This window comes from Actinokineospora auranticolor (genome assembly GCF_002934265.1).
Classification (GTDB): domain Bacteria; phylum Actinomycetota; class Actinomycetes; order Mycobacteriales; family Pseudonocardiaceae; genus Actinokineospora; species Actinokineospora auranticolor.
In genome coordinates this window covers 182354-198392 of sequence record NZ_PTIX01000008.1, presented here as the reverse complement: position 1 = coordinate 198392, position 16039 = coordinate 182354, and the positions used below count along the sequence as shown (strand labels likewise).

The following is a 16039-nucleotide window of genomic DNA, read 5'->3' as shown; positions in this document are numbered from 1 at the left end:
ACCGTCCGGTTCCGACTCGTGCCAAGACGGATACCAGATGACCGACTCGCTCGTGTTCACCGAATCCTTCGAGATCACCGCGGACAATCCGCTACTGCGCGGCCACGTGGTATTCGGGCGGCCCCTGCTCCCGGGGGTCGGCTACGTCGACCTCCTGTTGCAGGTGCTGGCCCGGCACGGGCACGCCATGGCGCACACCTCGCTGCGCAACCTGCGGATCCTGGCGCCGCTGGTGGCGGAGACCGGCGAACTGGTGCTGGTCACCGTCGCCGGGCGCCGCACCCCGGCAGGCGACCTGCGGGTGGAGGTCGGCAGCAGGCGCGAGCGGGACAGCGAGTCGGTCCTGCACGCGGTGGCCACCGCCGAGGTCTCCCCCGTGCCGGACTACCCGGAGCGGCTCGCGCTGCCGCTGACCGGCGCCACCGGGGCGACCACCATGACCGAGATCTACGGGTGGTGCCGCGAGCACGAGCTGCTCCACTCCGGGATCATGAAGATCGGCGGGACAGTGCACCACCGGCCCGGCGACTGGGTGGCGGAGCTGGCGCTGGCGCCGGAGTTCCGCGACAGCACCGACCGCTTCCTGTTCCACCCCGCGCTGTTCGAGGCGGGCCTGCTCGGCGGCGGCATCGGCATCGGCATGATGCACGACGGCGACGACGAGGGCCCCGGCCTGTTCCTGCCACTGGTGTTCGAGTCGTTCCGCGCGATCGGTTCGCTCGGCGACCGCTGCTACGTCCGCGTCCCCGCCGATTCCGTCCACCGCGACGACGAGTTGGTGCGGCTGCGCATCGAGTTCTACAACGCCGAGGGCGTGCGGGTCGCGGAGGTGGGCCAGTTCGTGGCCAAGCGCATCCGCATGGGTTCCGCCCTCGACGTCCGCGCCACCGCCGCGCCCACCGCCCCCACCGTCGCCGCCGCCCCGGTCGAGGGTCGGGACGTGGCCGAGGTCCTGCGCGGACTGGTCGCCGCCCGCCTGGACACCTCGGTGGACGTCGTGGATCCGGAGGGCGGGTTCTACGAACTCGGCCTCACCTCCGCCAACCTGCTCTCCCTCGTCGCCGACGTCGAGGACACCTACTCGCTCTCGCTGTCCCCGACGATCATGTTCGAACACCGCACCATCGCCGAGCTCGCCGCCTGGCTGCGGACCGAACACCCCAGCACCACCGAAACAGCCACCCCCGCCGCTCCCGCCGCCCCGGCCGCCCCCGAACCGGTGGGCGCGCCCGCCGATCGGGCGGACGTGCTGGGCGCGATCGTGGACGAGACGGCGGCGCTGCTGTCGGTACCCGCGTCGGAAGTGGACCCGGACGAGGACCTGGGCGAGTACGGGCTGGACTGGAGCGGTGCCGCGCACCTGGCCGACCGGCTCAACGAACGACTCGGCCTGGCGGTGGCCGCCACCGCCATCACCGACCACCGCACGGCCCACGCGATCGCCGCCCACCTCACCGGCACCACCCCGGCCCCGGTCGCGGCGGCGGCGCACCCGCTGCTGCACCGCCGCCTGCCCGACGACGACCGGGGAGCCCGGTACGAATCGGTGTTCGCCGGGGCCGAGCCGGTGTTGGCCGACCACCGCGTGCGCGACGACCGGGTGCTGCCCGGGGTCGCGCACCTGGAGCTGGCGCGGGCCGCCGCCGCCGAGGTGTTCGGCGGTGGCGTGCGGCTGGCCGATGTGGCCTGGGTCCGCCCGGCGACGGCCACCCCGACCGGCCTCAAGCTGGTCACGGCCGTCCACCCGACCGGCGAGTTCACCATCCACAGCGTCGACGCCGACGGCGGGGAAACCCTGTGCTGCCAGGGGCGCGCGCACCTCGCCGACGACACCCACCCGAGCACCCCGAGCATCGACGAGCTCCGGGCCGCCTGCTCCGCCACGACTTTCGCGGGCACCGAGGTCTACGCCCGCTACGACCGCCTCGGCCTGCGCTACGGCCCGTCGCAGCGGTCCGTGGTCACCGTCGGTGTGGGCACCGACCGGACCGGCAGACCGCAGGTGCTCGCCGAGCTGCGGTTACCCGCGGCCGCCGAGCAGAGCGGCTACCACTCGCACCCGAGCGTGGTCGACGGCGCGCTCCAGGCCACCATCGGGCTCTGGCTGCCGACCGAGCGGGCGGGCCAGGAGGCCACCAGCCTCGGCCTGCCCTTCGCGGTGCGCGGTGTCCGAGCCCCGGCGGCCACCACGACCACCGCCTACGCCTGGATCCGGCACGGCGCCGGGGCGGGCACGGCCACCACCTCCGCCCTGGACATCACGATCCTCGACGCGACGGGCACGGTCTGCGTCGACCTCGAAGGGCTGAGCACCCGCGTCCTGCGCCAGGAGCCGCCCCGGGCGGCGGCGGACACCCCGGCACCGCGGGCCGCGGAACCCGCGATCACCCGGCCGGGCGACCCGCGCGACGGTGACATCGCCATCGTCGGCGTCGCGGGCCGCTACCCCGAGGCCGCCGATCTCGAAGAGTTCTGGCAGAACCTGCGCGCGGGCCGCGACAGCGTCCGGGAGGTGCCCGCCGGGCGCTGGGACCACCGCCGCTACCCCGAGGCGGGCCGCTGGGGCGGGTTCGTCGACGACATCGACCTGTTCGACCCGCTGTTCTTCCAGATCTCGCTGCTGGAGGCCGAGCACCTCGACCCGCAGGAGCGGCTGTTCCTGCAAACCGCGCACCACACCCTCGAGGACGCCGGCTACACCGGCGAACGGCTCTCCGCCCAGGGCGACGTTGGCGTGTTCGTCGGCGTGATGTACCAGGAGTACCAGCTCTACGGCGCGCAGGCGCAGGCACTCGGACAGGACGTGGCGCTGTGGGGCAGCGCGTCCACCGTGGCCAACCGGGTCTCGTACTTCTACGACTTCCACGGCCCGAGCCTGGCCGTGGACACCATGTGCTCCTCCTCGCTGACCTCCATCCACCTGGCCTGCGAGGCCATCCGCACCGGGCAGTGCGCGGCGGCGATCGCCGGTGGGGTCAACCTGACCCCGCACCCGAACAAGCACCTGGTGCTCAGCAAGCGGCACTTCCTGTCCTCCGACGGCCGCTGCCGCAGCTTCGGCGAGGGCGGCGACGGCTACGTGCCGGGCGAGGGCGTGGGCGCGGTGCTGCTCAAGCCACTGGCCAGGGCCGTGCTCGACGGGGACCAGATCCACGGCGTCATCAGGGGTACCGCGGTCAACCACGGCGGGCGGACCACCGGGTACTCGGTTCCCACCCCGGTCGCCCAGGGGGCGGTGGTGGCGGACGCGTTCGCCGCGGCGGCCCTGGACCCGCGTGCGCTGAGCTACCTGGAGGCGCACGGCACCGGGACCTCGCTGGGCGACCCGATCGAGGTCACCGGGTTGCAGAAGGCGTTCGGCACCGCCGGTGCCCGGCCGGACGAGTGCGCGATCGGGTCGGTGAAGTCCAACATCGGCCACCTGGAGAGCGCCGCGGGCATCGCCGGGGTCACCAAGGTGCTGTTGCAGCTGCGGCACCGGGAACTGGTGCCGAGCCTGCACTCCGAGACCCTGAACCCGCACATCGACTTCGACCGCACGCCGCTGCGGGTGCAGCGCGAGCTGGGCCCGTGGCGGCGGCCCACCGTGGACGGTCGGACCGCGCCCCGGTTGGCCGGTGTGTCCAGCTTCGGCGGCGGCGGGTCGAACGCGCACGTGGTCATCGCCGAGCACGAGGCGGCGGCGCGACCCGAGCGGCGCACCGACCGGCCCGCGCTGCTGGTGCTCTCGGCCAAGAGCGCGCCGCAGTTGGCGGAGCTGGCCGGGCGCCTGCACGGCAGGCTCGGCGAGCTGGCCGACGCCGACCTGGCCGATGTGGCGTGGACGCTCCAGGTCGGGCGGATGGAGCTGGAGGAGCGGCTGGCGTTCGCCGCCTCGACGGTCGCCGAGGCGCGGGGGGAACTGGCCCGCTTCGCCGCGGGCAGGCCCGGTTCGTGGCGCCGCGGCAGTGTCCTGTCCGGCCGCGGCGCCGCGCCGTCGGTGGACGCCGCGCTCGCCGAGTGGGTCGAGCGCGGTGTCGCGGACCCGCTGCTGCGGCTGTGGGTGTCCGGCGCGGCGGTCGACTGGGACGGCGTGGCCGAGGGCCCGCTGCGTCGGGTCAGCCTGCCGGGCTACCCGTTCGCCCGGGAGCGCTGCTGGCTCGACCTGGACCTCACCATCCCCGCCGCCCCGGCCCCGGACCGCGCCGACCACGACCTGGTGCTGCTGCGCCCCACGTGGACGGCGAACCCCGGCACCGCCGCCGCGGACGTCCCGGCGGACCGGCACGTGATCGTGGTGGGCACGCCGACCGCCGAGCAGCGGTCCGCGCTGCCGGGTGGCGCGGTCGTGGTCGAGCCGTCCGGCGCGACCACCGACGCCCGCTACGCCGACGTGGCACGGCAGGTGTTCGGGCTGGCCAAGGGGCTCTTGGAGCGCGGATCGCGCCAGCAGGGCCTGGTGCAGGTGGTGCTGTTGGGCACCGATGCCACGTTGGCCGGGCTCTCCGCCCTGCTCAAGACGGTCGCCCTGGAGAACCCGGGGCTGCGCACCCAGCTCATCGACTGCGAGCGGGTCGACGACCTGATCCGGCTCTCCGAGGACGCGGCCACCACCGACCAGGAGATCCGCTACCGCGGCGGTGTGCGGGAGACCGCCGGGCTGGTCGAGGTCTCCCCCGTCGCCGCACCGAGCCCGTGGCGCCGCGACGGCGTGTACCTGATCACCGGCGGGGCGGGCGCACTCGGGCTGGTCGTGGCGCGCGACATCGCCGCCGAAGCGCCGGGCGCGACCGTGGTGCTCACCGGCCGGTCCGCGCGGGCCGACGCCGCCGTGGCCGAGCTGCGGGCGGCCGGGCTGCGGGTCGACTACCGCGGCGCCGACATCACCGACCCGGACGCGGTGCGGCGGCTGGTCCGCGACGTCACCGCCGCGTACGGCCCGCTGACCGGCGTCCTGCACAGCGCCGGAGTCATCCAGGACAACCTGATCCTGCGCAAGGGCACCGACGAGTTCGACCGGGTGCTCGCGCCCAAGGTGGCCGCGGCGGTGCTCGACCGGGCCACCGCCGATCAGCCGCTGGAGCTGTTCGCCTGCTTCTCCTCCATCGCGGGCGCGTTCGGCAACCACGGGCAGGCCGACTACGCGGCGGGCAACGGCTACCTCGACGCCTTCGCCGCGCAGCGCACCGGGCGGGGACGCGCGGTCTCGATCGGCTGGCCGCTGTGGGACGCGGGCGGCATGGGTGACGACACGGTGCGCCGTCAGCTCCGCGACCTCGGCCTCGCGCCGCTGGACACCACCCGCGGGCTCGCGGTGCTGCGCCAGGCGCTGGCCGCGGACCTCGGCGGCAGGCTGGTGGCGCTCGTCGGCGACCGCGACGCGTTGCTCTCCCGACTGACCACCGCACCCGCGGTGCCCGGTGCGGTCCCGGTGCCCGCCGCAGGCGCGGAGTCGTTGGCGGACCGGGCGGTCAGCCACCTGCGCAGGGTGCTGGCGGCGGCGCTCAAGCTGCGCCCGGAACGGGTCGACCCGGACACCGCGCTGGAGAAGTACGGCCTGGACTCCGTGCTCGCGGTCAACCTGATCACCGAGCTGGAGAAGTCCTTCGGCCCGCTGCCGCGCACGCTGCTGTTCGAGCTGCCCACGATCCGCGAGGTGGCGGGCTTCCTGGCCACCGACCACGCCCCGGCCCTGCGCGACCTGCTGGGCGTCACCGCGACCCCGGTGACCACCGCGGACACCACACCCGCACCCGCCCCGGCCCTGGCCGGGAGCACGCAGCGGCCCGACGGCGGCACCGAGATCGCGATCATCGGCATCACCGGCCGCTACCCCGGGGCGGCCGACCTGGACGGCTTCTGGGAAGTGCTGCGGTCGGGCACGGACTGCGTGACCGAGGTGCCCGCCGAGCGCGCGGAGCAGGTCGGGGCGGGCGCCATCGGCGCGTTCCTCGACGGCGTGGCCGAGTTCGACCCGCTGTTCTTCGGCATCTCGCCCCGCGAGGCCTCGGCGATGGACCCGCAGCAGCGGTTGTTCCTCCAGGTGGTGTGGCACCTGCTGGAGGGCAGCGGGGTGACCCGGGAGGTCATCGAACGCCGCTACGGCAGGCGGGTCGGGGTCTACGTGGGCGCCGCGTACCAGATGTACCGGGCCGACGGCGCGGTCGACCCGGTGCTCGCCGCGCTGACCTCCTCGGCGTCCTTCAACCTGATCGCCAACCGGGTGTCGCACTTCTTCGGCCTGGAGGGGCCGAGCCTGGCGGTGGACAGCATGTGCGCGTCGTCCACCACCGCCATCCACATCGCCTGCGCCGACCTGCTCAGCGGGGAGAGCGAGCTGGCGGTGGCGGGCGGGGTCAACCTGACCATCCACCCGGACAAGCACGCCGCGCTGGCCGAGATGCGGCTGCTGGGCACGCACGCGGGCAGCCGCAGCTTCCGCGACGGCGACGGCTACCTGCCCGCCGAGGCCGTCGGCGCGGTGCTGCTCAAGCCGCTGGCCGCCGCCCTGCGCGACGGCGACACCGTGCTCGCGGTCATCCGCGGCACCGCGTCGGCGCACGCGGGCCGGGGTGGGGCCTTCCTGGCGCCCAGCCACCGCACGCAGGTCGGTGTGATGCGGCGGGCGCTGGAACGGGCCGGGGTCACGGCCGACACCATCGGCTACGTCGAGGCCGCCGCCAACGGCACCCCGCTGTCCGACGAGATCGAGCTGCGGGCGCTGCGCGAGGTCTTCGCCGCGGGTGACCCGTCCGCGCCGGTGCCGGTGGGCACGGTCAAGTCGAACCTGGGCCACCCGGAGGCCGCCTCCGGTATCGCCCAGTTGACCAAGGTGGTGCTGCAACTGCGGCACGGTGAGCTGGCCCCGCTGGTCGGCACCGGCACCCCGAACCCGGCGCTGGACCTCGACGGCGCCCCGGTGGCGCTGTGCGAGGAGGTGACCGGCTGGCGGTCCCGTGGCGGCGCCCCGCGCCGGGCGCTGATCAACTCGGTGGCGGCGGGCGGCAGCCACGTGAGCCTGGTGGTCGAGGCGCCGCCGCCGATCGCGGTGGCCGCCGCGGCCCGCCAGGCAGGCGGGGCGCACCTGGTGGTCGTGTCCGCGCTGACGGCCGAGCGCCTGCGCACGGCCGCCCGGCAGCTGCACGACCACCTGAGCACCGCGGGCGAGGTGGACCTCACCGACCTCGCGTACACCACGCAACTGGGCCGCGAGGCACTGCCGCGGCGGCTGGCCGTGGTCGCGGGCTCCACCCGCGAGCTGGTGACCGCGCTGGCCCACCACCTCGGCCTGCCGTCGGCCGCGGCGGACGGGGCGTTGCCCGCGCCGCTGTTCGAGGGCGACGCCGAGGACGACATCGGCCCGCTGGCATCGCTGCTCGGCGGGTCGCGCGGCGAGGTGTTCCTGGCGGGCCTGGTCGCCGACCGGGACCTGGAGAAACTCGCCGAGCTGTGGGTGCGCGGGGTGCGGGTGCCGTGGGCCGGTCTGCACGACGGCCACCGCGAACTGCTGCCGCTGCCGCCCACCGCGTTCGACAACGGCAGGTACTGGGTCGACGTGGTCACCCACGCGCCGCGGGCGGACAGCCGCGACGACGAGGCGACCGTCCTCGGCCGGGGCGCCGGTGAGAGCGCGGAGGACGTCGTCCGGTCGGCGTGGGTGGACCTGCTCCAGGTCGACCCGGCGCTGCTGGGGCCGACGAGCGACTTCTTCGCCCTCGGCGGGAACTCGCTGCTGGCCACCCGCCTGATCAACCTGCTGGGCAGGCGGGCCGGGGTGGAGCTGGCGGTGCAGCAGGTGTTCGACGCGCCACGGCTGGTCCAGCAGGCCGCGCTGCTCGACGCGGCCACCGCGGAGCGGGACGCCGTGGGGATGGACGTGGACCGGATCCTCGACGGCATCGAGCTCATCGAGCGGCTCAGCGATGACGAGCTCGATGCCCTGGGCCTGACGAACTAGGCGGAAGAGGACCACGATGACCACCACCCAGGACGTGCCGGACCTGCTCGCGCGGATCCGGTCGCTGCCCGAGCGGCGCCGCCACGCCCTCGTCGCGCTGCTGCGCAAGCGGGGCATCGAGCTACCCCCGCTCGCGGTGGTCGGTTCCACCCCGGACCCGTCCGCCACGGCGGACACCGCCGACAGCACCGACAGCACCGACAGCACCGACAGCACCGACAGCACCGACACCGTGGGCAGCACCGTCGAGGAGCCCGCGCGGTTGTCGTTCACCCAGCAGCGGCTGTGGTTCCTGGCCCAGCTCGACGGGTCCAGCGCCGCCTACAACATCCCGCTGGCGATGCGCCTGCGCGGCGCGCTCGACCGCCCGGCCCTGCTGCGCGCGCTGCGCGGCCTCATCGACCGGCACCCCGCGCTGCGCACCCGCTTCGCCGACCGGGACGGCGTGCCCTACCAGGTGATCGGCGACGGCGGCGATGTCGTGGTGGTGGAGCGCGACCTGCCGGAGGCGGAGCTCGCCGACGCGTGCGCCCGGGAGGCGGCGCGGCCGTTCGACCTGGCGCACGACCCCCTGGTCCGGCTCCAGCTGCTGCGGGTGTCCGAGGCGGACCACGCGCTGCTGGTCACGATGCACCACGGGGTGTCCGACGGCTGGTCCGTCGGGGTGCTCGTGCGCGACCTGGTGGCCCTGTACGAGGCCGCGACCGCGGGCCGGGACAGCCCGCTGGCGCCGCTGCCGATCACCTTCGCCGAACACGCCCGGCGCCAGGGCGAGTGGCTGGCGGACGGGGCGTACGCCGCGCAGGTCGCCTACTGGACCAGGCAGCTGGCGGGCGTCGACGCCCGGCTGACCCTGCCGCCGGACCGCAAGCGCCCGGCGGTCAAGACCCACACCGGCGCCCGGTCCACCTTCCGCGCCCCGGCCGAGCTGCTGACCCGGCTGCACGACGTGGCCCGCGAGCACGGTGCGACGCTGTACATGACGCTGCTGTCGACGTACGCGGTGCTGCTCAACCGGCGCACCGGCAGCGCCGACATCGCGGTGGGCACCGTGGTGGCCAACCGCAACCAGCACGACGTCGAAGACCTCGTCGGCTTCTTCGCCAACACCCTGGTGATGCGCGCCGACCTGACCGGCGACCCGGTGTTCACCGACCTGCTCGCGCAGGTGAAGGCGACCGCGCTGGCCGCGTACGACAACCAGGACGTGCCGTTCGAGGCGGTGGTCGACGGGCTCGGCCTGGAGCGCGGCCTGAGCCACTCCCCCGTGTTCCAGACGATGTTCGTGTTGCAGGGTGGTCAGTCCGGCGACACGGCCGAGGTCGGCGGGGTGCGGGTCTCGGAGATCCCGGTCGACGCCGAGGTGACCAAGTTCGACCTGACCCTGGACCTGCGCGAGACCCCGGACGGGCTGCTGGGCACCGTCGAGTACAACACCGACCTGTACGACCCGGAGACCATCGATCGGTTCACCGGGCACTACACCCGGCTGCTGGCGGCCGTCGCGGCGGACCCGGCGGCCCGGGTGTCCGCACTGGACGTGCTCGACGACGCCGAGCGCGAGCGGGTCGTGCGCGCGTGGAACGACACCCGCCGCCCGTACTCGCACGACCGGTGCCTGCACCAGTTGTTCGAGGACCGGGTGGACGCCCACCCGGACCGGGTGGCGCTGGTCGACGACGAGCGCTCGGTCACCTACGGCGAGTTGGACGCCTGGGCCAACCGGATCGCGCACGCCCTGCGACACCGGGGGGTCGGCCCGGACCAGCCGGTCGGGCTGGCGGTGCGCCGCTCGGTGGAGATGGTCGCCGCGATCTACGGCATCCTCAAGGCCGGTGGCGCCTACCTGCCGGTCGAGCCGTCCTACCCGCCCGCCCGCATCGGCCACCTGCTCGCGGACTCCGGTGTCCGGGTCGTGCTGACCCAGCCGGGCACCGACGTCGAGCCGTTCGCGGCCGCCGAGCACGTGCTCACCGTCGACGGCGGCGGCGCGGTCCGAACGGTGGACGGCGCGGACGCCGAGGGCCAGCGCGAGGAGCGCGTCGACGACCCGGACCTGCACTCGCGGAACCTGGCCTACGTCATCCACACCTCCGGGTCGACCGGCAGGCCCAAGGGCGTGATGATCGAGCACCGCGCGGCGGTCAACCGCGTCGAGTGGATGCAGAACGAGTACGGGCTGACCGACGCCGACGTGGTGTTGCAGAAGACCCCGTACAGCTTCGACGTGTCGGTGTGGGAGTTCTTCTGGCCGCTGGTGTCCGGCGCCCGGCTGGCCGTGCTGCCCGCCGACGCGCACAAGGACCCGGCCGAGGTCGTCGCCGCGGTCCGGCGGTTCGGTGTGACCACCCTGCACTTCGTGCCCTCGATGTTGCGGTCGGTCGTGGATGAGCCGGGCTGGGCCGGGTGCGCGAGCGTGCGGCGGGTGTTCTGCAGCGGTGAGGCGCTGCCGCCGGAGCTGTGCGCGCGCCACTACGCCCGCCACACCGCCCCGCTGCACAACCTCTACGGGCCCACCGAGGCCGCCGTCGACGTCAGCCACTGGGCGGTACCCGCCGACCCCGCGCCCCAGCTGGTGCCGATCGGCCGCCCGATCCAGAACATCCAGCTCTACGTCCTCGACGACGCCCAGCGGCCGCAGGGCATCGGGTGCGTGGGGCAGCTCCACATCGCGGGCGACGGCCTGGCCCGCGGCTACCTGCACGAGCCGGAGCTGACCCGCGACCGGTTCGTGCCCAACCCGTTCGACGACGAGCCCGGCGCGCGCCTGTACCGCACCGGCGACCTGGCCCGGTGGCTGCCCGACGGCACCCTGGAGTACCTGGGCCGGGTCGACGACCAGGTGAAGCTGCGCGGGTTCCGGATCGAGCTGGGCGAGGTCGAGCACCGGCTCACCGAGCGCCCCGAGGTCGGCGCCGCCGCCGTGGTGGTGCGCGAGGACCAGCCGGGCAACCACCGGCTGGTGGCCTACGCGGTGCCCGCCGGGGACGGGCTGGACCGGGTCGCGCTGCTGGCGCACCTCAGGAGCGGCCTGCCCGAGTACATGGTGCCGGGCGCGATCGTCGTGCTCGACGCGCTGCCGGTGACCGCGCACGGCAAGCTGGACCGCCGGGCGCTGCCCGCCCCGGACCTCGAGGACTTCGCCGAGCGCGTCCACGTCGCCCCGCGCACCGACACCGAACGGCTGCTGGCCGACCTGTGGGCGGAGCTGCTCGGCTTCGACGCGGCGCGGATCAGCGCCGAGGACAACTTCTTCGCCCTCAGCGGCCACTCGCTGCTGATCACCGTGCTGGTGGCCCGGCTGCGCGCCGCGGGCCGCCGGGTGTCGGTGCGCGCGGTGTTCAGCGCGCCGACGCTGGCCGCGCTGGCCGCGGCGATCGACTCCGGCGACGCGGGCGGGGACCACGGTGACTACGAGGTCCCGCCGAACCGCGTCGAGGCGGGCGCGCCGATCACCCCGGACCTGCTGCCCCTGGTGGCGCTGACGCAGGCCGACATCGACGCCGTGGTGGCCACCGTCGACGGCGGCGCCGACAACGTGCAGGACATCTACCCGCTGGTGTCGACGCAGGAGGGGATCCTCTTCCACCACCTGCTCGACCCGGAGCACGACCCGTACCGGGTGCGGACCCTCTACGCCGCCGACGACGAGGCCGCCGCGCTGCGGTTCGCCGACGCGCTGCGCGCCGTGATCGCCCGCCACGACGTGATGCGCACCGCCGTGCTGACCACCGGGCTGTCCACGCCGGTGCAGGTGGTCCACCGCCGGGTGGAGCTGCCGGTGCGCCGGGTCGAGGTGGACGGCGAGGACGGGGCGCGGGCGCTGCTGCGCGAGCCGTCGGACCTGCCGCTGGACCGGGCGCCGCTGCTGCGGTTGACCACCGCCGTCGACACCGGGTCCGAACGCCGCTACCTGCTGCTCGACGCGCACCACCTGATCGAGGACGCCACGTCGCTGCGGCTGACGATGGGCGAGCTGGCCGTGCACATGGCGGGCCGCGCCGAGCTGCTGCCCGAGCCGCCGCCGTACCGGGACTTCGTCGCGCACACCCGCCACCACCTCGACGAGGCGGCGGTCGCCGCGTACTTCCGCGCCACCCTGGGCGACGTCACCGAGCCCACCACGCCGTTCGGGCTGACCGACGCGCGCGGCGGCACGCGCGGCGTGCACCAGCTCCGCCGCGCCCTGCCCGCCGAGCTGACCGACCGGGTGCGGACGCAGGCCAGGCGGCTCCGGATCACCCCCGCCGCGCTGTTCCACGCCGCGTGGGCCAGGGTGGTCGCGGCCACCAGCGGCAGGCTCGACGTCGTGTTCGGCACGGTGCTCTCCGGGCGCCTGCAGGGCGTGCCGGGCGTGGAGCGGATGCTGGGCAACTTCATCAACACCCTGCCGGTGCGGGTGGACCTGTCCCGCCGCACGGTCGCCGAACTGGTGTCCGCCGTGGACACCGCGCTGCGCGAACTGGTGGCGCGCGAGCAGAGCCCGCTCGGCCTGGCCCAGCGCAGCAGCGGGCTCGACGGCGACGCGCCGCTGTTCACCTCGGTGTGCAACTTCCGCCACTTCGAGCCCGGCCGCGGCGCGGCCGGGGCGATCGGCACCACCGACGGCGGGGTGCGGTTCGTGGCCGCGGCGGACGGCATCAACTACCCGGTGTCGGTGTCGCTGGACGACTTCGGCACCGAGCTGTCGCTGGACCTGCAGGTGGACACCTCGGTGGCCTGCGAGACCCTCGCGGGCTACGTGGAGACCGCGCTGTCGGGCATCGCCACCGCGCTGGCCGACGCCGACGGCACCACCACCCCGGCGGCCGCGGTGGGCGTGCTGCCCGCCGACGAGCTGCGCAGGCTGCTGCACGAGTGGAACGACACCGACCTGGAGCTGCCCGCGCCGACCCTGGCCGCGGCGTTCGAGGCGCAGGTGGCCCGCACCCCGGACCGCACGGCGCTGGTGTTCGAGGGCGAGACCCGCACCTACGCCGAGCTCAACGCCGACGCCAACCGGCTGGCGCACTGGCTGATCGCGCGCGGGGCGGGCCCGGACGCGCTGGTCGCGGTGCGGATGCCGCGGTCGTTCGAGCTGATGACGGCCATCTACGGCGTGCTCAAGTCCGGCGCGGCCTACCTGCCGGTGGACATCGAGCTGCCCGACGACCGGGTGGCCCGGATGGTCGAGGACGGCAAGCCGCTGCTGGTGCTGACCGACCTGCCGGACACCGCCGCCGAACCCGACACCGACCCCGGCGTGGCCGCGCACCCGGACCACCTGGCCTACGTGCTCTACACCTCGGGCACGACCGGCAAGCCCAAGGGCGTGGCGATCACCCACCGGGCCGGCATGAACTGGCTGCACTGGGACCAGACGTTCTACCGGATGACCGACGGCGAGCGGGTCCTGTTCAAGACCTCGATCAGCTTCGACGTCTCGATCAAGGAGCTGTTCTGGCCGCTGCAGGTCGGCGGCGCGGTCGTCATCGCCCGGCCCGGCGGCCAGCGCGACCCCGGCTACCTGGTCGAGGTCATGCGCGACGAGCGGGTCACCGACGTCGACTTCGTGCCCTCCATGCTGGCCGTGTTCCTGGCCGAGCCCGGGGTGCGGGACTGCCGGGCGCTCAAGCGGCTGGAGGCCACCGGCGAGGCGCTGCCCGCGGAGCTGGCCGAGCGGTTCACCGCCGCGTTCCCGGACGTGCCGCTGTCCAACATCTGCGGCCCGACCGAGGTCGGCGCGGCGCTGGGGTGCTGGTACACCCCGGAGCCGGGCGCGGTGCGGGTGCCGATCGGCGCCCCGGTGCACAACACCCAGGCCTACGTGCTCGACGCCGCCCTGCGGCCGGTGCCGACCGGGGTGGCCGGTGAGCTCTACATCGCGGGCGGGCAGGTGGCGCGCGGGTTCCTCAACCGCCCGGAGCTGACCGCCGAGCGGTTCGTGGCCAACCCGTTCACCCCAGGCGCCCGCATGTACCGCACCGGCGACCTGGTCAAGTGGCGGCACGACGGGCTCATCGAGCACCTGGGCCGGGTCGACGACCAGCTCAAGGTGCGCGGGTTCCGGGTGGAGCCGGGCGAGATCACCAACGTGCTGCACGAGCACGCCGCCGTGCGCACCGCCGTCGTCGTGCCCAGGGGCACGGGAGCGGCCTGTTCGCTCATCGCCTACGTGGCGCCGAGCGCGCAGTGGGCCGGTGGCACCACCGACAACGGCAAGCACGAGCTGACCGGGGTGCTGCGCGCGCACCTGGGTGGGCGGCTGCCCGAGTACATGGTGCCGAGCGTGTTCGTGGTGCTCGACGAGCTGCCGGTGACCCCGAACGGCAAGGTCGACAAGCGGGCGCTGCCCGCCCCGGCCGACGAGGACCTCGCGGGCGCGGAGTACCGGGCTCCCGAGACCCGCGTCCAGCGGGCGGTGTGCGGGCTGGTGGCCGAGGTGCTGGAGGTCGGCCGGGTCGGGCTGCGGGACCGGTTCCTGGACCTGGGCGGGCACTCGCTGCTGGCGACCCGGCTGACCCTGCGCGTGCGCAACGAGCTGGGTGGGCACCTACCGCTGGCGCTGGTGCTCAGCGGCGCCACGGTCGCCGACCTCGCGGACGCGGTGCAACGCTCGTTGGACCGCGAGCCCGCCGCCGAGCGCGCGGTCGACTCCGTCGAATCCGCCGAATCCGCGGAGCCCACCGGGTCCGTGGTCGACGTGGAGCCCGTGGCGGGCGAGACCGCGCCGCTGTCGTTGCAGCAGCGGGACCTGTGGTTCCGGACCTGGCCCGCGCACCTGGGCAGCGCGCACGAGAACGTGCAGTTGGCCTTCGCCGTCGACGGCGAGCTGGACCGGGCGGCCTTCGCCGCCGCCGTGCGGGCGCTGGTCGAGCGGCACCCGGTGCTGCGCACCAGCTACCCCGAGCGCGGCGGCGAGCTGGTCCAGCGGGTCAACCCGGTCGGCGAGGTGCCCGTGCCGGTGCTGGCGGTCGCCGACGACGCGGCGGTGGCCGAGTGGCTGGCCGCCGAGCGCCGCCGCCCGTTCCACCCCGAGGACACCCTCGTGCTGCGCGTTCACCTGCTGGCCAGGTCCGACACCGAGCACGTCGCGGTGCTGACCCGGCCGTGGGGTGTGTTCGACGGTTGGTCGGTCAACATCGTGCTGGGCGAACTGCTGGTGCTCTACCGGGCGCTGAGCCGGGGCGAGCGGCCGGAACTGCCGGCGCTGACCGTCGACCACACCGACCACGCCCGCGCGCAGCGGGCCACCACCACCCCGGCGGAACTGGACCGGCAGCGGCAGTACTGGCGCGGGCAGCTCCGCGGCCTGGCGCCCGCGGCGACCCTGCGCACGGACTACCCGCGCCCGCCGGTGCGCACCGGCCAGGGCGCCACCGTGGCGTTCGGCGTCCCGGCCGCGCTGGTCGACGCGCTGCGCACCCTGGGCCGCGAGCACGGCGCCACGCTGTACATGACCCTGCTGGCCGCGTTCGGCGCCCTGCTCGGCGGTTGCGCGGACGACCGGGAACTCGTCATCGGCTCGGCGGTGGCCAACCGCCCGGACGGGCCGTGGGACCGGGTGGTCGGCTACTTCACGAACCTGCTCGCGGTGCGCCTCGACGTGGCCGCCGACCGGCCGTTCACCAAGCTGCTCGACCAGGCCCGGCACAGCCTGGCCGACGCCCAGGAACACCGGGACCTGCCCTTCGCCGACCTGGTCGAGGACCTGGTCGGCACCCCGGACCCGGCGCACCCGCCGGTGTTCCAGGTGATGTTCAACCTGCTGCCCGCTCCGCAGGCGGGCGACGGCGCCGCCGCCGACGGCGACCTCGCCGTGCGGCTGCTGCGCTCGGACCCGGGCAGCACCAAGTACGAGCTCAACCTGGTCGTCCAGGAGTCCCCGGCCGGGTTGGGCGGCTACCTGGAGTACAGCACCGACGTGTTCGCCCGCGGTACCGCGCTGCGCCTGGTCCGGTGCTTCGAGCGGCTGCTGGCCGCGCTGGTCACCGCTCCGGACACCGACCTCGCCGGACTGCGGGCCGCGGCCGGGCGCGCGGCGGATCAGGACACCGGTCAGCACACCGGTCAGGACGCCCCCGGTCAGGACGCCAAGGCCCAGAACTAGGAGAGATCAGCGCA

General features: G+C 74.7%; 2 protein-coding genes. Both read left to right on the top strand.

The genetic code is table 11. The annotated features are described in order from the left end of the window. Nucleotides 1-37 precede the first annotated feature (37 nt). Nucleotides 38-7936: an SDR family NAD(P)-dependent oxidoreductase gene (locus tag CLV40_RS16865; RefSeq protein ID WP_104479875.1), complete on the top strand. Its 7899-nt coding sequence runs from the start codon at nucleotides 38-40 to the stop codon at nucleotides 7934-7936. A gap of 16 nt (nucleotides 7937-7952) precedes the next feature. Then, the gene (locus CLV40_RS16860; RefSeq protein WP_104479874.1) at nucleotides 7953-16025 is read left to right on the top strand and encodes an amino acid adenylation domain-containing protein; all 8073 of its coding nucleotides are present in this window, start codon (nucleotides 7953-7955) and stop codon (nucleotides 16023-16025) included. Nucleotides 16026-16039 lie beyond the last annotated feature (14 nt).